This window comes from Halorussus marinus (genome assembly GCF_004765795.1).
Taxonomy (GTDB): domain Archaea; phylum Halobacteriota; class Halobacteria; order Halobacteriales; family Haladaptataceae; genus Halorussus; species Halorussus marinus.
The window spans coordinates 215,565-234,459 of record NZ_SBIV01000003.1; the positions used below are offsets into that span (position 1 = coordinate 215,565).

The window sequence follows — 18,895 nt, forward strand, 5'->3', positions numbered from 1 at the left end:
CGACCGCGCTCAGGCCTTGGCCTCGGCGACCGGCACCACCGCGATCTCCATCTCGACGCCCTCGACGTCCCACTCCTTGCGGTGGCCGTCCTCGACGTCGCCGACCGCGTCTGCGCGGACCTCGTCTTTCACGAGGTCGAGTCGCTCCTCGACCAGTTCGGCGACGCGGTCGTCGGCCACGTTCAGTTCGAGCCGGACGCGCTGTTCGATGTCGAGGTCCATCTCCTTGCGCATCTCCTGGACCCGGCGGATGACCTCGCGGGCGTACCCCTCGCTCTCGATGTCCTCGGTGAGCTCGGTGTCGACGTAGACGACCCCGCGGCGGTCGCCGTCGGTGTCGAACCCGACGCCGGTGACCCCCTCGGGAGTCTGGGTGACGAACTCGACCATCTCGTCGGTGAGGTCGACGTCCATCCCGGTTTCTGCCTCGACCGCGTCTTTGAGCCCACCGAGGTCGGGCTCGTCGACGCGCGCGGCGTTGAGCGCACCCATCACGCGGCCGGCGTCGTCGCCGAACGCGGGCCCGAGGACGCTCATGTCGGCCTCGGCGCTGTACCGGAGTTCGCCCCACTCCTCGCCGGGCGCGACCAGCTGGACTTCGCGGGCGTTCAGCCGGTCGGCCAGCAGGTCGGCGTGGCGCTCGACGGCCTCGACCGTCCGGTCGTCGTCGGCGTTGACCACGACGCGCGCGACCGGCCACCGGAGCTTGCGCTCGGCCTGCTGGCGGGCGTTCGACCCCGCCTCCTCGACCGCGCGCAGGAGCGCCACGTCGGTCTCTAACTGCTCGTCGGCCCAGTACTCGTCGGGGTCGGGCCAGTCGCACATGTGAACGGTGTCGTGGCCCTCGTCGCCGGTGAGCGCGCCGTAGATCTCCTCGGCGACGAACGGCGCGTAGGGCGCGATCAGCGCGACCACCGTCGTCAGCACCTCGTAGAACGTGGCGTACGCCGCCAGCTTCGAGTCGCTGTCGTCTTCCTCCCACATGCGCTCGCGGACCACCTGAATGTAGAACCGCGAGACGTCCTCGACGACGAACTCGAGCAGGGCGTGGAGCGCCTTGTCCTGCCGGTAGGCCTCCCAGTGGTCGGTCATCTCGGCGACGACCGACTGGAGGCGCGCGAGCACCCACTCGTCGACGAGTTCGAGGTGCTCGTCGACCGCCTCCAGCGTCGTCTCCGCCGGATCGAAACCGTCGAGGCGCATGTACGGCAGGGGGAACCGGAACACGTTCCAGAGGATGTTGAGATCCCGCTGCATCTCCTCGGTCTCGTCGTACGAGAAGCGCATGTCCTCGCCCTGCGGGTTCGACGAGAGCAGGAACATCCGCATCGGGTCGGTGCCGTACTCGTCGATGACCTCGTTGGGGTCGACGAGGATGCCCTTGGACTTCGACATGCCGCGGCCGTCGGGCATGTTGGCGTAACCGTGCATCAACACCTCGTCGTAGGGGATCTCGCCGGTCGCGGCGGTCGACATCCCGAGCTGGGACCAGAACCACCCGCGGGTCTGATCGTGGGCCTCCATGATGAGGTCGGCGGGCCACAGCTCCTCGAAGGCGCCTTCGCGCTCGGGGTAATCGAGGGTGCCCCACGAGGCGACCGACGAGTCGAGCCAGACGTCGAACACGTCGGCGACCCGGGTGTAGGTCGTCCCGTCCTCGGTGATGGTGAGGTCGTCGACGGTCGGCTTGTGGAGGTCGACCTCGTCGGGGTCGACGTCCTGATCGACTCGCTCGGCGAGCGCCTCGCGGGTGCCGACGACGATCACGTCGTCCATGCTTCCGTCCCAGTTCTCGGGCGTCCAGATCGGGATGGGGATACCCCAGTAGCGCTGGCGCGAGACGTTCCAGTCGGGCGCCTCCTCGACGAAGTCCCGGAACCGGTTGTCCCGGGCCCACGAGGGGTGCCACTCGCTGTCCTCGATGTTGTCGAGCAGTTCGTCTTTGATGTCGGTGACGGTGATGAACCACTGGTCGGTGACGATCTGGAGGATGCCGGTGTCACACCGCCAGCAGTGGCCGTAGCTGTGCTCGACCGTGTCCGACCGGAGCATCAGTCCCTTGTCTTCGAGGTCCGCGATGATGTCGTCGTCGGCGTCCTTCACGAACTGGCCGGCGTACTCCCCGGCCGCGTCGGTGTAGACGCCGTCGCCGGCCACCGGACAGAACACGTCGAGGCCGAGTTCGGTCCCGCGCTCGAAGTCCTCCTCGCCGTGGCCGGGCGCCGAGTGGACCAGCCCGGTCCGGTCGGCCTCGACGTAGTCGGCGCCGTACACCTGTAGGGCGTCCTCGCCGTCGGCGTGGTCGGGCACCTCCGCCTCGAGCGGGTGGTCGTACTCCCAGCCGATCATCTCCTCGCCGGCGAACTCGGCCTCGACCTCGTAGTCGTCGTACCGACCGGCCTTCAGGACGCCCTCGACGCACTCCTCGGCGACGTAGAGTACGTCCTCGCCGCCGTCTTTTTGCGCCCGCACCTGCTGGTAGGTGAGGTCCTCGTCGACCGCGACGAAGGTGTTGGCGGGGATGGTCCACGGGGTCGTGGTCCAGATCACGAGGTGGCCCTCCCGGTCGGCGAGCGGGAACTTCACGTAGATCGAGGGGTCCTCGACGTCGTCGTACTCGACCTCGTTGTTGGCGATGGCGGTCTCACACCGCGGACACTGGGAGATAGAGCGCTTGCCTCGCTCGACGAGCCCCTCCTCGTGGGCCTGCCGGAACCCCCACCACGCCGCCTCCATGTACTCGGGATTGACGGTCTTGTAGGGGTCGTCCCAGTCCATCCAGACGCCGAACGACTTGAAGTCCTCCTGAAGCCCGACGAGCTGGTCCTCGGCGAACTCCTTGCACGCCTCGATGAAGTTCTCCTCGCCGAACTCCTCGATGTCTTTCTTGTTCTCGAAGCCCAACTGCTCCTCGACTTTCGTCTCGATCGGCAGACCGTGCATGTCGTAGCCCGGCCGATCGGTCACGTCGTACCCCTGCATCCGGAGGTAGCGGATGTAGGCGTCTTTCAGCGTCTTGTTCCACGTCGTGCCCATGTGGGCCGCCCCGGAGGTGTACGGCGGCCCGTCCACGAAGAAGAAGTCCTCGCCGTCCGCGCGGTGGCGCTTGGTCTTCTCGTAGGCGTCGACCTCGTCCCAGTAGGCGAACACGCGGTCTTCGACCGCGTCGGGGTCGTACTGGTCGTCTACCTCGTCGAACCTGCTCATATGGGTCCTGTTTGCCTACGGAGTTAAATCGGGTTCGGTTGTGCAGACGCGGCTGTAATCGAGGCCGAGCGGTCGGGACCGGACGGCGGTGCGGTCGGGGCGACCCCGAAATAGGCGTCCCCCGATTTTTTATCGTCAGCGAGTCTCGGTACGCTCGTATGACTGCTTCGACCGCCGAGCGCTTCCGGGAGAACGCGACCGAGATCGTGAGCACGGTGGTCACCGGAATCTGGATGGCGGCGCTTTTCACCGGTCAGGACTGGTGGCTGGCGGCGCTGTTGTTCGGGTACATCGTCGTGGTCCCGGTGGTCGAACTCCTGTACGGCGACGACGGGGACGGCGAGCTCGAAGACCTCTCGGACGGCGAGGCCGACAGCGAGTGGTGGACGGACCTGTACGGCGACGGGCGGACCGCAGACGAATCCGACCGCGACGAGACAGCCGAGACCAACAACCGCGAGGCGCTCGAAACGTTGCGCGAGCGGTACGCGCGCGGCGAACTCACCGACGAGCAGTTCGAGCGAAAACTGGAGCGATTGCTCGACACCGAGACGCTGGAGAACGTCGAGGACCGCGCCGACCGCGACCGACTCCGGGAGTGAGCGATCGAGCGTCGTAACCGACGGGACCGCCGTCGGGCCGCGACGGGACGCCGAACGCAGAGCCCGTCAACCCCGCGGAGCCTCAACTTTGATACGGCGTCCGATCGAACCACACCGAACACAGCCATGAGCAACGACGACTGCATCTTCTGTCAGATAGTCGACGGCGACATCCCGAGCCACACCGTCTTCGAGGACGACACCGCGATGGCCTTCCTCGACGCCAACCCGCTCGCGCCCGGCCACACGCTCGTCATCCCGAAGGCCCACCACGAGACTCTCGAAGACGTGCCCGAGGAGACCGCGGCCCACGTCTTCGGCGTGCTCCACCGACTCAACACGTCGGTCCAGCACGCGGTCGACGCCGATGCCGCCAACGTCGCGTTCAACGACGGCGAGGCCGCCGGCCAGGAAGTCCCGCACGTCCACGGACACATCATCCCGCGGTTCGACGCCGACGGCGGCAGTCCGATCCACGCGGTCGCGGGCCAGCGCCCCGACCTCACCGACGCCGAACTCGACGAGATCGCCGAGGAGATCCACACCACGCGGTAGGCTCGCCGACCGCCGGCGGGCGGAGAGCCGGCTCCGCCAGCAAGCCTTACCGTAACTGCTGGTTATAACTTACTCGAAGAATATTCCTGTAGTACATGACAACCGAGGACGAGCCGCGCTTCGACACCCGGAGCCTCCACGCCGGACAGGAGGCCGACCCCGCCACGGGGGCGCGCGCGCCGCCCATCTATCAGACGACCTCCTTCGAGTTCGCGGACGCGGACCGCGCCGCCGACCTCTACGCGCTCGACGCGGAGGGCGACATCTACTCGCGCATCTCGAACCCCACGACCCGCGCGCTCGAAGAACGGCTCGCCTCCCTCGAAGGCGGCGCCGGTGCGATCGCCACCGCCTCGGGGATGGCGGCCTTCGACGCGCTCACGCTCGTCCTCGCCGAGCGCGGGGACAACGTCGTCTGCTCGACCGACACCTACGGCGGGACGACCGCCCACCTCCGTCACACCGCGAGCAAGCGCGGGATCGAGCCCCGGTTCGTCGACACGCTCGACTACGACGCGTACGCCGAGGCGGTCGACGACGACACCGCCTACGTCCACGTCGAGACGGTGGGCAACCCCTCGCTCGTCACCCCCGACTTCGAGCGCGTCGCCGCGATCGCCCACGACGCGGGCGCGCCTCTCGTGGTCGACAACACGTTCGCGACGCCGTACCTCTGTACGCCCCTCGACCACGGCGCGGACGTCGTCTGGAACTCCACCACCAAGTGGCTCCACGGGAGCGGCACCACGGTCGGTGGCGCGCTGGTCGACGGCGGGAGCTTCGACTGGCGGGCCCACGCCGACGACTACCCCGAACTCGCTGGCGAGAATCCCGCGTATCACGCCACGGACTTCTCGCGTGACTTCGCCGACGCGCCGCTGGCGGCGGCCGCGCGATACCGGGCGCTCCGGAGTCTCGGGAATCAGCAGTCGCCGTTCGACGCGTGGCAGACCCTCCAGGGGCTCGAAACCTTACCGCTCCGGATGGAGCGTCACTGCGAGAACGCCGCGATCGTCGCCGAGTACCTCGCGGACCACGAGGACGTGGCGTGGGTCGACTACCCCGGACTGGCGAGCCACGAGACCCACGACAACGCCTCTCAGTATCTGGCGGGCGGCTACGGCGGGATGATCGCGTTCGGGCTCGACGGCGCCGACGGCCCCGGCTCGCCCGCTCGCGACACCGAGTCTCGCGGCGGGTTCGAGGCGGGCAAGTCGTTCTGCGAGACCGTCGACCTCGCGAGCTTCCTCGCCAATATCGGCGACGCCAAGACCCTCGTGATCCACCCCGCGAGCACCACCCACGCACAGCTCTCGGCCGACGAACAGCGCGCGGCGGGCGTCTCGCCCGACCTCGTGCGACTGTCGGTCGGCATCGAAGATCCGGCGGACCTGCTCGCCGACATCGAGCGGGCGATCGACGCGAGCACATGAGTCGGACGCGCGCGACCGCCGACCTCGGCGAGTTCGAGTTCGAGTGCGGCCGGACGATCCCGATCGAGGTCGCCTACGAGACCTACGGCGAGTACGACGGCGACAACGCGGTCCTGATCTGTCACGCGCTCACCGGGAGCGCCCACGTCACCGGCTCGACCCGAGACAATACGGACGGGCAGGCCGCGGCGTGGTGGAGCGATGTCGTCGGCCCCGGGAAGGCGGTCGACACCCGCGAGTACTTCGTGGTGTGTGCGAACGTCCCCGGGTCGTGTTACGGCACGACCGGGCCGGCCAGCGTCGACCCCGAGACCGGCGAGCCGTACGGCACCGACTTCCCGGCGGTGACCGTGACCGACTGGACGCGGGCACAAGCCCGACTCCTCGACCACCTCGGGGTCGGGCCGCTCCGGGCGGTCATCGGCGGTAGCGTCGGCGGGATGAACGTCCTCGAATGGGCAAAGCGGTATCCAGAGCGAGTCGACCGGGTGGTCCCGGTCGCGACCGCGGCCCGGCTCGACCCCCAGATCCTCGGTATCAACGCGGTCGCGCGCCGGGCCATCACCGGCGACGACGCGTGGAACGGCGGCCGGTACTACGGCGAGGGCCCCGACCCCGACGAGGGGCTGGCGGTCGCGCGCCAGCTCGGCCACGTCACCTACCTCTCGAAGGAGTCGATGGACCGGAAGTTCGGCCGCCGATCGGCGGGGATGCTCGTCCCCGACGGGTTCGCGCCCGACGACCCCGCGGGGGAGTTTTTCCCCTACCGGGAGGTCGAGTCGTACCTCGACTATCAGGCCGGGAAGTTCGTCGACCGGTTCGACGCCAACAGCTACCTCTACCTGAGCCGGGCGATGGACGACTACGACCTCGCGTCGGGCTACGACTCGGACGCCGACGCGCTCGCGGGCTTCTCGGGGGAGGCGATGATCCTGAGCTTCACCGGCGACTGGCACTTCACGGTCGAGCAGGCCGAGCGCCTCGCCGCCGCGTTCGAGACCGCGGGCGTCGACGTCGCCCACCACGTCGTCGAGAGCGACCACGGCCACGACGCCTTCCTCGTCGAACCCGAGGAGGTCGGGCCGCCGATCCGGGACTTCCTCGCGGCCGGCGTCGAGGGCCGGGCGGTCAGCGACGCCGACCAGGAGTCGTTCGCGCCGGTCCACACCAGCCTGTTCGGAAACTGAGCGCCGTCGGTCCGTCCGGGCCGGCCGATTCGTCCGCCGGCGGCGCTCGGCCACGACTTTCTTACTCGTCGCTGTCGTCCGGGTTGTCCATGCGAATACCAGCGGTACTACTGACAGTCGCGCTCGTCGGTGTCACACCGGCCACCGCAGTCGCGGCGGGCAGTCCGTCCGCGATCGGGGTCGCCGCCGACACGGGGACACAGCAGACCTGTGACTTCGAATCGCTGTACGACGAGACGATCCGGTCGGTCGTCACCATTCAGGTCCGGACCGACGGCGGCGGCGGACTCGGATCGGGCTTCGTCTACGACCAGTCGGGGCGAATCGTCACGAACCAACACGTCGTCGCCGACGCCGAGACGGTCGAGGTCCAGTTCGACCGCGGCCAGTGGCGGACCGCCGAGGTCGTCGGCACCGACGCGTACAGCGACCTCGCGGTGCTGGAGGTCGACGACGTGCCCGACTACGCCGACCCGCTCGCCGTCGAGTCGGGCCACCCCGAGACCGGCCGGCGGGTCGCCGCGCTGGGGAGCCCGCTCGGGCTTCAGGGCACCATCACCGACGGCATCGTGAGCGGGACCAACCGCTCGCTCCCGTCGGGCCAGGAGGGCGGCCCGCAGTTCACGATTCCCAACACCCTGCAGACGACCGCGGCGATCAGCCCGGGTAACAGCGGCGGGCCGCTGGTCGACTGCACCGGGACGGTCGTCGGGGTCAACACCGCGGGCGCCCAGGGCGGGGAGAACATCGGCTTCGCGGTGCCGTCGACTCGCGTCGAGCGCGTCGTCCCGGCGTTGATCCAGAACGGCTCGTACACCCACTCGTTCCTCGGCATCTCGTCGAGAGACGTGTCGCCGGCGGTCGCCGAGCAGGCCGGACTCAACGTCACGTCCGGCGTGTTGGTCCAGCAAGTCATCTCCGGGTCGCCCGCCGACGGCGCGATCCAGAGCGGCGACGTGGTACTGCAGGTCGCGGGCCAGTCGGTCGCCTCGCAGGAGGATCTCGCGAGCGCCCTCGTGCGGTATCGGCCCGGCGACACCGTCTCGATGCAGATCCTTCGCGACGGCGAGCGCCGGACCGTCGAGGTGACGCTCGGCGAGCGCCCCGCACCGGGCGAGACGCTGGGCGACTGAGCGGGCAGACCTGACGACTCTTTTCGGGCCGCGGACCGCTCTTGCACCGACAGTTATGACCCCTCGGTCCGAACCCGCCGCCAATGCGCGTGCTGGTGACCGGAGCGACGGGATTCGTCGGCGGCCGGCTGGTGCCGGCCCTGATCGATGCGGGCCACGAGGTGGTCGCGCTCGTCAGGGACGCCGAGCGCTACGACCCGCCCGACGGGGTCGCGGTCGTCGAAGCCGACCTGCTCGACCCACAGAGCCTCGAGGGCTGTTTCGCGGACGTCGACGCCGCCTACTATCTCGTCCACTCGATGCAGACCGGCGGTGACTTCGCGGCCCGCGACCGCGCGGCGGCCCGGAACTTCGCCGACGCCGCCCGCGAGTCGCCGCTCGAGCGGGTCGTCTATCTCGCCGGACTGGGCGAGACCGGCGACGACCTCTCGGCCCACCTCAAATCCCGCCGGGAGGTCGAGTCGATCCTCGCGGGCGGCGAGTTTGACCTGACGGTGCTCCGGGCCGCGGTGATCGTCGGCGACGGGAGCGCGAGCTTCCGACTGATGCGCGAACTGGTCTCGAAGCTCCCGGTGATGATCACCCCGCGGTGGGTCCGCAACGACTGCCAGCCGATCGCGGTCGCCGACGTGGTGGCGTACCTCGTCGGGGTCCTCGACGCCCCCGAGACCGCGGGCGGGACCTACGAGATCGGCGGCCCGGAGGTGTTGAGCTACGCCGAGATGCTCCGCCGAACCGCCCGGACCGCCGGCCGACCGCTCGTGCTCGTTCCGGTGCCGGTCCTGACGCCGACACTGTCTGCCCACTGGCTCCGGCTGGTGACCGACGTGCCCGCGAGCGTCGCCCGGCCGCTCGTCGAGGGACTGAAAAACCCCGTCGTCGCCGACGACGAACGGATTCGCGAACTCGTTCCCGTCGAACTGACGCCGTTCGACGCGGCGGTCGAGCGCGCACTGGCGGGCGGGGACTGATGGCGGGAGACGCCGGTGGCGACTCCGACTCCCCGACCCCCGAGTACGGCGAGACGTGGGTGTACGAGAGCATCGTCGGCGCGATCCCCGGGGTCGACCTCTCGCCGACCGCCGCGGTGACCGTCCAGTTCCTGCTGTTCGAGGGCGCGATGCTCGCGCTCGCGGCGGGCTACGACCTCTGGTCGGCCGTGCCCGCGGGCACCGCCGCGGTGGGGGTCGCGGCCGCCGGGAGCTATCTCATGCTCGCGCTCAGCCGCGAGATCCGGGCGTCGTCGGCACCGCCGGCCTACCCCCGGCTCCTGTTCGGGACGAGCATCGAGGTGGTGCTTGGCGTACTGGCGTTCGTCGCGCTGGTGACCGCCCTGCTCACCGGCGGCGCGGGCGTCGGCCGGCGCCCGCTTTTGACCGCCCTCCTCGGGCCGGCGCTCCCGGTGCCGGCGGTGTACCTCGCGCTGTTGGTGCTCTGGGACCTCTGTTACCGGATCGGCACCGGCTGGTGGGCCAGCGTCGTCGGGCTCTCCCGGTCGGTCCGGTACCGGCGGACGCTCGACGCCCCGACCCGGGCGCGACTCCGCCGGGCCGACCTGCTGACGATCGGGTTCGCCCTCGTCCAGTTGGCGCTGGTCCCGTTCGTCGGCGACCGGCCGGTGTTGCTCGTCGCCATCGTCGGCCACGTCCTCGCGGTGACGGTCGTCTCGGGGGCGTCGGTGGTGTTGCTCTCCCGGTCGGCCTGACCTCGGCGGGACCGATCAGCGGTCCGCGTCGACCCGGTCGCCGGCGTCCAGTCCGCTCGCGAGCGCGGCGTGGAGTCGCCCCTCGCCGACCACCCAGTCGCCCGCGAAAAAGAGGCCGGCGTCGGCGCCCCGGTCGAGCGCCTCGCGGTCGGCGCCCGCGTCGGGCAGGGCCTCGCGCCACCGCACCACCTCCGCCCAGTCGAACCGCTCGCGGGCGGTATCGTCGAGCAGGTCGGCTGCCCGTTCGGCGGCCGCCGCCGCGAGCTCGTCGTCGGTGTCGTCGTAGCGCCGCCGGGACCACTCGGGCGCGGGCTGGACGACCAGCACGCTCTCGCCGTCGGGAACGTGGCCGGGCTTGCACTCCTCGCGGGCGACCCATCCGAGGTCGTGGCCCTTGTCGGCGTTCACCAGCGCGTAGTAGGGCGCCTCGATGCGGTCGCCGTAGCCGAGCGCGACCGACAGAATCGTCCGGTAGGGGACCGCCGACGCGGCCTCGACCAGCGTCGACCGAAGCCCGTCGTCGCCCAACTCGCTGTCGGCGAGCAGGTCGGCGGTCGTCGGCCCGGGCGGCGTGAGCACGACGGCGTCGGCTCGGACGGTCGCGCCGTCGCCGTCACCGTCGACCGACCCGCCGACGTCGCGGGTCTCGACCCGCCACCGATCGCCGTCGCGTGCGAGTCCCGTGACTTCGGTTCCGGTCCGCACGGCGGCGTCGCTCGCCGCCCGGAGTCGGTCGCCGAGCGCGGCCAGCCCCTCGCGGTAGGTCCACTTCGAGCCGTCGTCGCCCCGACCCTCCGAGATTTCGCCGTCGGCGTCGAACGTCCAGACCGGGCCGTCGGCCTCGACCAGCCCGTCCGAGAGCTCCTCGCGCAGGAGGCGGGCGACCCGGTCGTCGCCGTCCTTGCAGTAGTTCGCGCCCACGTCGACGGTACAGCCGTTCCGCCGCCGGGTCGCGGCCCGGCCGCCGACCGACTCGCGGCGCTCGAAGACGATCACCTCGGCGTCGGTTTCTCGAAGGCGGTAGGCGGCTCCGAGCCCGGCGACGCCCGCACCGACGATCGCGACTGTTGGCATGCCTGATCCGTGGGACCGCGTCGGCAAAAGGCTGGCCGCGGTCCGGGTCGTCTCGGTTCGCTCGCGTCGGCCGAACAGGTAGTTCGTGCTGTCGATCGCTCGCTCGTCGCGACCGGGCGAGCGCGCCGCGGATCACTCGAACCCTGAGGCGGCCGGTATCAGCTCATCCGAACAGCTCCTCCTCGTCGAGCACGTCCCGCAGTTCCTCCATCGAGCCGACCACCGCGTCGCAGGCCGGCCGGACGGCGGGCTTTGGCGCGAACCCGACCGCGAGCCCCGCGACCTCCAGCATCGGGAGGTCGTTAGCGCCGTCGCCGACCGCGATCGTCCGGCTGATGGGGATCTCGCGCTCGCCCGCGAGCCGTTCGAGCGCGTCGTCTTTGGTCCCCTCGATGAGCGGCCCCTCGACCGCGCCGGTGAGCCGGCCGTCTTCGACGGGCAGGCGGTTCGCGACCACGACGTCGACCGAGACGCCCGCCTTCGCCAGCGCGGCCTCGACGCCGCGCTCGAACCCGCCGGTCAGGATCGCGGTCGTCACGCCCGCCTCGTCGAGCTCGCGGATCACCGTGGCGGCGTCGGGCCGGAGCGCGACCTCGTCGAAGGCCGCTTTGGCCCCGTCGGTCGAGAGCCCCTCCAGCAGGGCCGCCCTGTCTCTGAGGCTCTCGGCGTAGCTGAGTTCGTCGTTCATCGCCCGCTCGGTGATGTCGGCCATCTCGTCGGCGACTCCCATCCGCTCGCCGAGCAACACCGTCATCTCCGAGTCCGAGAGCGTCCCGTCGAAGTCGAACGCGACCAGCGTCATGGCGTCGGCTTGGTCGGGCGGGTGCTTGAAACGCCCGGAAGGTGCGCGTGTTGCGAGCGTCGCGGGCGCCCGACCGCGACTCACTCGTAGCTGTCGAGGGTGGCGTTGACCCGCACGTCGGTTCCGTCGCCCTCCTCGGGGTCGACCTTCCGGACCCACGCGGTGTAGCTGTCGGGGAGTTCGGTCACGTCCACCCGGATCTTGAGGACGGTCGCCTCGCCGGCCTTGGCGGTCATCGCCTCGCGCTGGCTCCGCTCGAACGAGCCGTCGCCGGTCTTGACCTCACACCAGTACTCGGTCAGGACCGGCCGGTCGGGGCCGAGCCGGACCGTCGCCCGGCAGTCGGGCACCCACCGACGCGACGCCCCGACGACGACGGGCTCGGGGTCGGCGTCGAGTTCGACCCGGAGGTCCTCGTCGGGGAGCGCCGGATCGACCCGGGCGAAGTGAGCCAGCACCGGCGGGTTCACCGCCGGCGAGCAGACGACCGCCTCGCCGAGCGCGCCGTACTGGTTCGCCGCGGTGTCGAAGGTCAGCCCCCGGGCGGGCGTGCCGTCGGGGTCCCGGCGGCGGCGCTCGGGCCACGCGACGAGGTAGGCGTCGGCGTCCGAGGGGTCCTGCGGGGCCGCCCGCTGGATCTTGAGCGGCGTCTCGCCCGCCGCCGAGAGCTCGCGGGCGCGGCGCCGAGCGTCGGCCTCGGAGTCGAACTTGGCGGTCTCGCCCTCCGCCCGCCCGAACTGCCACGCCGCCTCGTTCGCGTCGGTCGCGCTGTCCTTGATCGCGACCCGGAACGGCTCGTCGTCTGTCATCGCTCGGGTGTGGACGCGCCGGCCATTTGAATGGCGACGAAACGACGTCGCCGGACCGGATCGCGGTGGCGTCGTCCTCGCGGTCGGCGACGACCGGCCGACGGTGGGTTCAGAGCCCGAGCGCCCGCCGGAGTCGACCGACCAGTCCGCCGTCCCGGACCGAGTCGCCGCCCGAGACCGGAAGCTCGCGGGCGAGCGCGTCGACCTCGCCGTCGCCGATCCGATCGTTGTGGCGGGCCTCCCCCAGCCACTGCTCCCACTCGTCGGGAGACAGCGTGCCGCGGGAGTCGGGTCCCCACTGCTCGACGAGCGCCGTCCGGTCGCGGAACGGCACGTCCATCTCGCCGCCGCCCCAGTGGAGCGGCGAGAGCGCGAACTCGTAGTCGGCCTCGTCCGGGAACGCGACGCGGTAGGGGTAGTTGTTGTAGAGGAACACGTCGTCGGGCGCGACCGTCTCGCCGTTCGGGAGTTCGAGCGTCCGATCCATTCGGTCGACCTACGGTCCGGGCGCCTTTGAGCGTTCTGTCGGCGGGCGTCCGGCGAGTTCGGTCGCGAGCGCCGGGTCGCGCCGCGATCGGAGAACCGACGAACGAAAAGGCCTCGACCGACTATCGACGACCGATGGACATCGAGTTTCTCGGCGGGGCCCGCGAGATCGGCCGGAGCGCCGTTCTCGTCGACGACTCTCTTCTCCTCGATTTCGGGATGCTGACCGACAACCCCCCGCAGTTTCCGGTCGAGACGCCGACTCCCGACGCGGTCGTGGTGTCCCACGGCCACCTCGACCACGTCGGCACGGTACCGGCCCTGCTTTCGGGCGAGGCGCGGCCGCCGATTCACTGGACGCCGCCGACGTACGAACTCACGCTGACGCTCGCGCGAGACACGCTCAAACTGCACGGGGGGTCGTACCACTGCCCGTTCACCGAGACCGACCGCAAGCGCGTCACGCAGGTGTCGAACACCCACGGGTACCGCGAGCCCTTCGACGCCGCGGGCTACGAGGTGACCTTCTACAACGCGGGCCACATCCCGGGGAGCGCGCACGTCCTCGTCGACGACGGGGAGACGCGACTCCTCTACACCGGCGACTTCCACACCGACGACCAGCGTCTGGTCTCGGGGACGACTGGGCGACCCGACGCCGACGCCGTCATCTGCGAGAGCACCTACGCCGACGTCGACCACGAGGACCGCTCCGTGGTGGAGAAACGGTTCGCAGAGAGCGTGAAGACGACGCTGTGGGAAGGCGGGACGGTCGTCGTTCCCGCGTTCGCGATCGGTCGGACGCAGGAGATGATGCTCATCTGCGAGGAGTACGACATCCCCTGTTACGTCGACGGGATGGGCAAGCAAGTCACCGAGATGCTTCGGCAGTATCCCGAGTTCGTTCGCGACGCAGACGCGTTTCGACGAGCGAAATCCCACGCGCGGTTCGTCACCGGACGAAACGGTCAGCGAAAGCGGATTACTGAACAGAAGGCCGCGATCATCACCACGAGCGGGATGCTCTCGGGCGGCCCCGCAATGACCTACATCCCCGAGATCCGATCGAATCCGATGAACAAGATCACCATGACCGGCTATCAGGTCGACGGGACGCCCGGGCGCGATCTACTCGAAACCGGGAGCGCCGAGATCGACGGGCGCGTGATGCCCGTGAGCGCCCGAGTCGAACAGTACGACTTCTCGGCTCACGCCGACCGCGACGGGCTCGTGGAGCTTCTCTCGTCGTACGAGGACGCCGCCGTGCTCGTGAACCACGGCGACCGGTGCGAGCAGTTCGCGTCCGAGCTCCGGGCGGACGGCTTCGACGCGACGGCCCCGCAGGTCGGGTCGGTGCATCGCGTCTGAGCGATCGCAGTCGAGAACGCCGGGGTCGGCTCGGAACGCGCTGACCGATTCTCATCCGACACCGGGTGTGTGGCGGCTCGTGCGGTCGTTCGTCTCGCGTCCGCACGGACCGCGACGCGAAAGCACCGCGAACGGCTCGTCGCGACGATCGGCGATCAGACCGAACGGCGCTCGGTTTCGATGTGGTCGACGTACGCGTCGACCACGTTCCGGATGATCGTCTCACCGGCCTCGGGAGTCGCTTCGTTCGGATCGCCGAGCACGCCGTTGTCGGTGATCGATTTGAACCCCTCGCTCAGCAGACGGGCGGTCGTGATCTCCCCTTCCGGGCCGGACTCTATGTCCTCGACCCTGACGAGGTCCTCGTCGATCGCCAACACGACTGCCGTCTCCGCCGCGCCCGCGTGGATCACGTCCTGCTCGTACTCGACGCCCGCCTCGGTGAGGCCCTCGTTCAGCAACCGCATGTGCTCGTCGAGGTCCGCGAGCGGGATGACCGCGGCGTCGATCTCCCGAGCGATCTGCGGCGCGACGGTCTCGACCGGGCCGAAGTTCCCGCCGTGGGTCGGCACGAGGACGATATGTTCGAAGCCGTGTTCGTCCAGCGAGCGACAGTACGACCGGATCACGTCCATCAGCGTCTCGGGCGCCACCGTGATGGTCCCGGGAAACTCGATGTGGTGGCCCGAACAGCCGGGCCGAATCGTGGGGGCCGCGAGGGCGTCTCCGAGCGTCGTTGCGATCCGTCGAGCGAGCTCGTCGCCGTCCAGCGTGTCCATGTTCAACGGCAGATGGGGTCCGTGCTGTTCGATCGACCCGACGGCAACGATCGCCGTTCGCGTCCCGCGTTCGAGGGCTGACTCGACTTCCGGCCACGTCATCTCTTCGAGGCACACTGATCTGCGAGAAGCCATCAGCCGACAGTTCTATCAACCGTCGTGAAAGTCTTGTGGTGGAACGAATACGACGGTCGGCCGACCGCCGATCGCTCGTCTTCGCCGGGGCGCTACTCGATCTCTAACTGGCCGCTCTCGGCGCGCCCCGAATCGCCGTCCTCGTCCCATTCGAGTTCGAACTCGACGCTCAGTTCCCCGGCGCCGCCCGCCGGCCCCTCTCGCTCGGCTTTGACCTCGAACGTCGGTCGGGCCGGCGGGTCCATCGTCACCGAGTCCGAGCCGGATTTGAGCGTGATCGCGTCCCCGCTTTCGAGCTTCTCGGCGACGCTGTGAAGGTACGACGCGATCTCGTCTCGGGTCCGGTCGCTCTCTGACTCGAACAGGACTTCTTCTGGCATACGGGTACATACGGTCGCCAGCCCCGATAAGTGTATCCGCTACGTACCGTTCGGCTGACGAATCAGGCGGCGTCGCCCCGTCGATCCCGCCGCGGCGACGGGGGCGAGGAGATCGAGGGCGACGCGGTAGCCCCGAAGGTCGGCGCGAGCCCGCCCGTTCGGGATCGGCTCCGGATCACGCGACGTTCCGCTCGACGAGCGCCTCGCCGTCCTCGAAGCGACGGCTCGACAGCGGGTCGACGTCCACCAGCGACGCCGCACCGTCGACGCAGAGTTCGGCGACGATCTGTCCGGTCGCCGGCGCGTGCTGGAAGCCGTGACCGGAGAACCCCGCCGCGGTGACGAGGCCGGGGCGGGTCTCCTCGACGATCGGGTGGTGGTCGGGCGTGACCGCGTACAGCCCGGCCCACCCGCGCCGGATGCGCGAGTCGCCGTCGAAGTACGTCGTCCAGTCGGCGGCGCGCTCGACAGCGGTCGCCGCCCAGTCGATGTCCAACGACTCCGAGTAGGCGTCCGGGTCCACGTCGGGGTCGGCCTCGTCGAACTGGCCGCCGACGAGCGCGGCGCCGTCGCGCTCGGGGCGGAAGTACGATCCCGTCTGGAGGTCGATGGTCAGCGGGACGTCCTCGGGAACCGATCGGGTGGGCTCGACCACCGCGATCTGGCGCCGGCGCGGGGCGATCGGGAGGTCGACGCCGGCCAGTTCGGCGACCTCGCCCGCCCACGCGCCGGCCGCGTTGACGACGAACGTCCCGTCGATCCGCCCGTCGTCGGTGTCGACGCCCGTCACCGCGTCGCCGTCGGTGCGGACGTCGGTGACCGCGGTCCCGGTCCGCACGTCGACGCCGGCCTCGCGGGCGGCCTCGGCGTACCCCTGGACCGCGAGGTTCGGGTCCGCGAACCCGTCGGCGCCGTTGTACGTCGCGGCGACGAACCGGTCGTCGATCAGTCCGGGACAGCGCTCGCGGGCCGTCGCCGGATCGAGATACTCGGTGTCGACCCCGAGGTCGTTTTGCATCGCGACGTCCTCGCGGAACCGCTCTGCGGTCGCCTCCGTCCGGGCCACGAAGAGGTACCCCGACTTCCGGTAGGCGATGTCGACGCCGAACCGCTCGGCGAAGTCGTCCCACACCGCCCGGCTCGCGACCGAGAGTTCGACGTTGACCCGGGTCGAGAACTGGCTCCTGATGCCGCCCGCCGATCGGGCTGTCGATCCCATCCCGAGCGACCCCTTCTCGAGGAGCGTCACGTCCGCGCCCGCCTGAGCGAGCGAGTACGCCGACGACAGGCCGACGATCCCGCCTCCGACGACGACGGCGTCCATGTCGGCTACAACTGCCCGGCGGAGCGAAATAAGTCTACCGTCGCCGGGGTCGACGCGGCGTTTCGAACCCGTTTTGTCCGTGGCGCGTCTCGCGGCGAGTATGAGCGTCCGCGAGGAGTTCGACGACTGGGCGGCCGAGGGCCGCGACAAGGGGATGGAAGACCGCCACTGGCACACCGCCAAGTACGCGCTGGCCCGGATGCCGGTCGAGGCCGGCGACGTCGTCCTCGATCTGGGCACGGGGAGCGGGTACGCCGCCCGCGCGCTCCGGGACACCAAAGGGGCGGGTCGGGCCTACGGGCTCGACGGCTCCCCGGAGATGGCGCACAACGCCGACGGGTACACCGACGACCGGCGGGTCGGGTTTCTGGTGGGGGACTTCGACCACTTGCCGTTCGCCGACGACAGCGTCGACCACGTCTTCTCGATGGAGGCGTTCTACTACGCCAACGACCCCCGCGAGACCCTCGCGGAGATACGGCGCGTGCTCGCCCCCGGTGGCACCTTCTTCTGTGCGGTGAACTACTACGAGGAGAACGTCCACTCTCACGGCTGGCAGGACAACATCGACGTCGAGATGACCCGCTGGAGCGCCCGGGAGTACCGCGAGGCGTTCCGCGACGCCGGTCTGCACGTCGCCGAGCAGGACAACGTCCCGGACCGCGAGATCGAGATCCCCGACGCGAGCGCGTTCCCGACCGACGACTGGGACAGCCGAGCCGCGATGGTCGAGCGCTACCGGGAGCTGGGCACGCTACTCACTGTCGGCGTCGCGCCCTGACCGCCGGTCGGTCCGGTTCCCGCGTCAGTCGCCGGGCCCCGACGCCCGATCAGTCGTCGCGCTCGCCCGCCCGGACCTCGGTTTCGAGCCAGTTCTCCTCGGGCGCGAGCGGGCAGGCGAACGTCTCGCTGTAGGCGCAAAACGGCGAGTACGCGAGGTTGAAATCGACCGTGATCTCCGAGCCGTCCTGCAAGTCGCCTTCGGTCTCGAACTCCATGTACCGGCCGCCCTGGTAGGTCTGTTGGCCCGTGGTCTTGTCCCGAAACGGGACGAAAAGCCCCTCCTGCTGGTCGCGGGTGTACGCCGCGAGCTCGTGGTCCTCGCCGCCCAACTCGAACCGGAGGGTCGCCACCCGGAGATACCGCTGGGGCGCGCCCGCGCTCACGTCCATCTCGACCGGGTCGGGCTCGTCGTGGGTCTCGACGGTCGCGGTCACCCGGTAGTCGGGGTCGGGCGCGAAGTACTCGAGGCCCTCGAAGCCCTCGCGCTCCTCGGGCGGGATCGGCGACTGGGGGTGGTCGCCGAAGAAGTCGTCTTTCTCCGCGCGGTGGGACTCCAGTTCCTCGCGCCACTGGTCGGCGTCGAAGTTCGGGGCGTCGCTCATGGACGACGGTAGTCGGTCGCGCCGGGTAACGGTTTGCATCGGCGCGTCGGGTCGGCCCCGATCGGACCGCGAGCCCGGCTACTCGTCGGCGTCGGTCTTCACGACGATCGCGGGCCGGGTCGTCAGCCTGAGCACGCGGTCGGTGATGCTCCCGAGGAGCGCCCGGTACTCGGCGGGCCGGCGCTTCGTCCCGAGCACGACGGCGTCCGCGTCGTTGGCGTCGCCGTACTCGATGATGGTCTCGACCGGGTCCCCGTGTTCGAGCGCGTCGACGACCTCGACGTCCGCGCGGTCGGCCTCGGCCCGGATTCGGTCGAGGGTCTCGCGCCCGCGCTCTTCGAGGCCGTGCTCCGGGCCCTCGGAGCCGTCGACGTACTCGTCGCCGCTGTACGCCGTGTACACGCTGTCGTCGACGACGTAGAGCGCGTGGAGGACGGCGTCGTGGGCGGCCGCGAGGTCGATCGCGTGGGACTCGGCGTTCTCGGACGCGACGGTGCCGTCGGTCGCGAGCAGGATCGTCTCGTACATACG

19 protein-coding genes are annotated in these 18,895 nt (G+C 70.1%); 9 read left to right on the forward strand and 10 right to left on the reverse strand.

Going from position 1 to position 18,895, the window contains the following annotated elements; all coding sequences use genetic code 11:
• Positions 1 to 9: 9 nt before the first annotated feature.
• Complete coding sequence (gene ileS / locus EPY72_RS07890) at positions 10 to 3,207, reverse strand: isoleucine--tRNA ligase (protein WP_135806073.1); 3,198 nt, start codon at positions 3,205 to 3,207, stop codon at positions 10 to 12.
• A gap of 158 nt (positions 3,208 to 3,365) precedes the next feature.
• Here ileS and EPY72_RS07895 point away from each other — a divergent pair, with 158 nt between their 5' ends.
• From EPY72_RS07895 to EPY72_RS07925, 7 genes are all read left to right on the forward strand, one after another.
• Positions 3,366 to 3,809, forward strand: coding sequence for an SHOCT domain-containing protein (locus EPY72_RS07895; protein WP_135806074.1), 444 nt, complete (start codon positions 3,366 to 3,368; stop codon positions 3,807 to 3,809).
• Positions 3,810 to 3,935: 126 nt separating this feature from the next.
• Complete coding sequence (locus EPY72_RS07900; protein ID WP_134668567.1) at positions 3,936 to 4,364, forward strand: HIT family protein; 429 nt, start codon at positions 3,936 to 3,938, stop codon at positions 4,362 to 4,364.
• 95 nt (positions 4,365 to 4,459) lie between these two features.
• The gene (locus tag EPY72_RS07905; RefSeq protein WP_134668569.1) at positions 4,460 to 5,797 is read left to right on the forward strand and encodes an O-acetylhomoserine aminocarboxypropyltransferase/cysteine synthase family protein; all 1,338 of its coding nucleotides are present in this window, start codon (positions 4,460 to 4,462) and stop codon (positions 5,795 to 5,797) included.
• The gene (gene metX, locus EPY72_RS07910; RefSeq protein ID WP_134668570.1) at positions 5,794 to 6,984 is read left to right on the forward strand and encodes a homoserine O-acetyltransferase MetX; all 1,191 of its coding nucleotides are present in this window, start codon (positions 5,794 to 5,796) and stop codon (positions 6,982 to 6,984) included. The genes EPY72_RS07905 and metX overlap by 4 nt, the downstream gene beginning before the upstream one ends.
• Before the next feature lie 89 nt (positions 6,985 to 7,073).
• Complete coding sequence (locus tag EPY72_RS07915; RefSeq protein WP_135806075.1) at positions 7,074 to 8,117, forward strand: S1C family serine protease; 1,044 nt, start codon at positions 7,074 to 7,076, stop codon at positions 8,115 to 8,117.
• A gap of 83 nt (positions 8,118 to 8,200) precedes the next feature.
• Complete coding sequence (locus tag EPY72_RS07920; RefSeq protein WP_135806076.1) at positions 8,201 to 9,088, forward strand: NAD(P)H-binding protein; 888 nt, start codon at positions 8,201 to 8,203, stop codon at positions 9,086 to 9,088.
• Positions 9,088 to 9,822, forward strand: a complete 735-nt coding sequence (locus tag EPY72_RS07925) for a DUF7530 family protein (RefSeq protein ID WP_135806077.1) — start codon at positions 9,088 to 9,090, stop codon at positions 9,820 to 9,822. The genes EPY72_RS07920 and EPY72_RS07925 overlap by 1 nt, the downstream gene beginning before the upstream one ends.
• A gap of 15 nt (positions 9,823 to 9,837) precedes the next feature.
• Here the strand turns inward: EPY72_RS07925 and EPY72_RS07930 are convergent, their stop codons facing one another.
• The 4 genes from EPY72_RS07930 to EPY72_RS07945 form a co-directional block, all read right to left on the reverse strand.
• Positions 9,838 to 10,896 (reverse strand): NAD(P)/FAD-dependent oxidoreductase, encoded by a 1,059-nt coding sequence (locus EPY72_RS07930; protein WP_135806078.1) that lies wholly within the window; start codon positions 10,894 to 10,896, stop codon positions 9,838 to 9,840.
• A gap of 163 nt (positions 10,897 to 11,059) precedes the next feature.
• Positions 11,060 to 11,698: a phosphoserine phosphatase SerB gene (gene serB / locus EPY72_RS07935; protein WP_134668579.1), complete on the reverse strand. Its 639-nt coding sequence runs from the start codon at positions 11,696 to 11,698 to the stop codon at positions 11,060 to 11,062.
• Between the two features lie 80 nt (positions 11,699 to 11,778).
• Positions 11,779 to 12,507: a DUF8081 domain-containing protein gene (locus EPY72_RS07940; protein ID WP_135806079.1), complete on the reverse strand. Its 729-nt coding sequence runs from the start codon at positions 12,505 to 12,507 to the stop codon at positions 11,779 to 11,781.
• 109 nt (positions 12,508 to 12,616) lie between these two features.
• A complete protein-coding gene (locus tag EPY72_RS07945; RefSeq protein ID WP_135806080.1) occupies positions 12,617 to 12,994 on the reverse strand; it encodes a hypothetical protein in 378 nt (125 codons plus the stop codon).
• A 134-nt stretch (positions 12,995 to 13,128) separates the two neighbouring features.
• On the opposite strand from EPY72_RS07945, the gene EPY72_RS07950 reads away from it, so the two are divergent.
• Complete coding sequence (locus EPY72_RS07950) at positions 13,129 to 14,361, forward strand: MBL fold metallo-hydrolase (protein ID WP_135806081.1); 1,233 nt, start codon at positions 13,129 to 13,131, stop codon at positions 14,359 to 14,361.
• A gap of 155 nt (positions 14,362 to 14,516) precedes the next feature.
• On the opposite strand, the gene EPY72_RS07955 is transcribed toward EPY72_RS07950, so the two are convergent.
• The 3 genes from EPY72_RS07955 to EPY72_RS07965 form a co-directional block, all read right to left on the reverse strand.
• A complete protein-coding gene (locus EPY72_RS07955; protein WP_135806082.1) occupies positions 14,517 to 15,275 on the reverse strand; it encodes a creatininase family protein in 759 nt (252 codons plus the stop codon).
• A 92-nt stretch (positions 15,276 to 15,367) separates the two neighbouring features.
• Positions 15,368 to 15,655, reverse strand: coding sequence for an amphi-Trp domain-containing protein (locus EPY72_RS07960; protein ID WP_134668630.1), 288 nt, complete (start codon positions 15,653 to 15,655; stop codon positions 15,368 to 15,370).
• 175 nt (positions 15,656 to 15,830) lie between these two features.
• Positions 15,831 to 16,979, reverse strand: coding sequence for an NAD(P)/FAD-dependent oxidoreductase (locus EPY72_RS07965; RefSeq protein ID WP_135806083.1), 1,149 nt, complete (start codon positions 16,977 to 16,979; stop codon positions 15,831 to 15,833).
• Between the two features lie 100 nt (positions 16,980 to 17,079).
• Between EPY72_RS07965 and EPY72_RS07970 the strand changes: the two genes are divergently transcribed.
• Positions 17,080 to 17,760 carry a class I SAM-dependent methyltransferase gene (locus tag EPY72_RS07970; protein ID WP_134668634.1) on the forward strand — a complete coding sequence of 227 codons (681 nt, stop codon included), beginning with the start codon at positions 17,080 to 17,082 and terminating at the stop codon, positions 17,758 to 17,760.
• 49 nt (positions 17,761 to 17,809) lie between these two features.
• Here EPY72_RS07970 and EPY72_RS07975 read toward each other — a convergent pair whose 3' ends face one another.
• Positions 17,810 to 18,364, reverse strand: coding sequence for a DUF1684 domain-containing protein (locus tag EPY72_RS07975; protein ID WP_135806084.1), 555 nt, complete (start codon positions 18,362 to 18,364; stop codon positions 17,810 to 17,812).
• Between the two features lie 78 nt (positions 18,365 to 18,442).
• The gene (locus EPY72_RS07980) at positions 18,443 to 18,892 is read right to left on the reverse strand and encodes a universal stress protein (protein ID WP_134668638.1); all 450 of its coding nucleotides are present in this window, start codon (positions 18,890 to 18,892) and stop codon (positions 18,443 to 18,445) included.
• Positions 18,893 to 18,895: the final 3 nt, after the last annotated feature.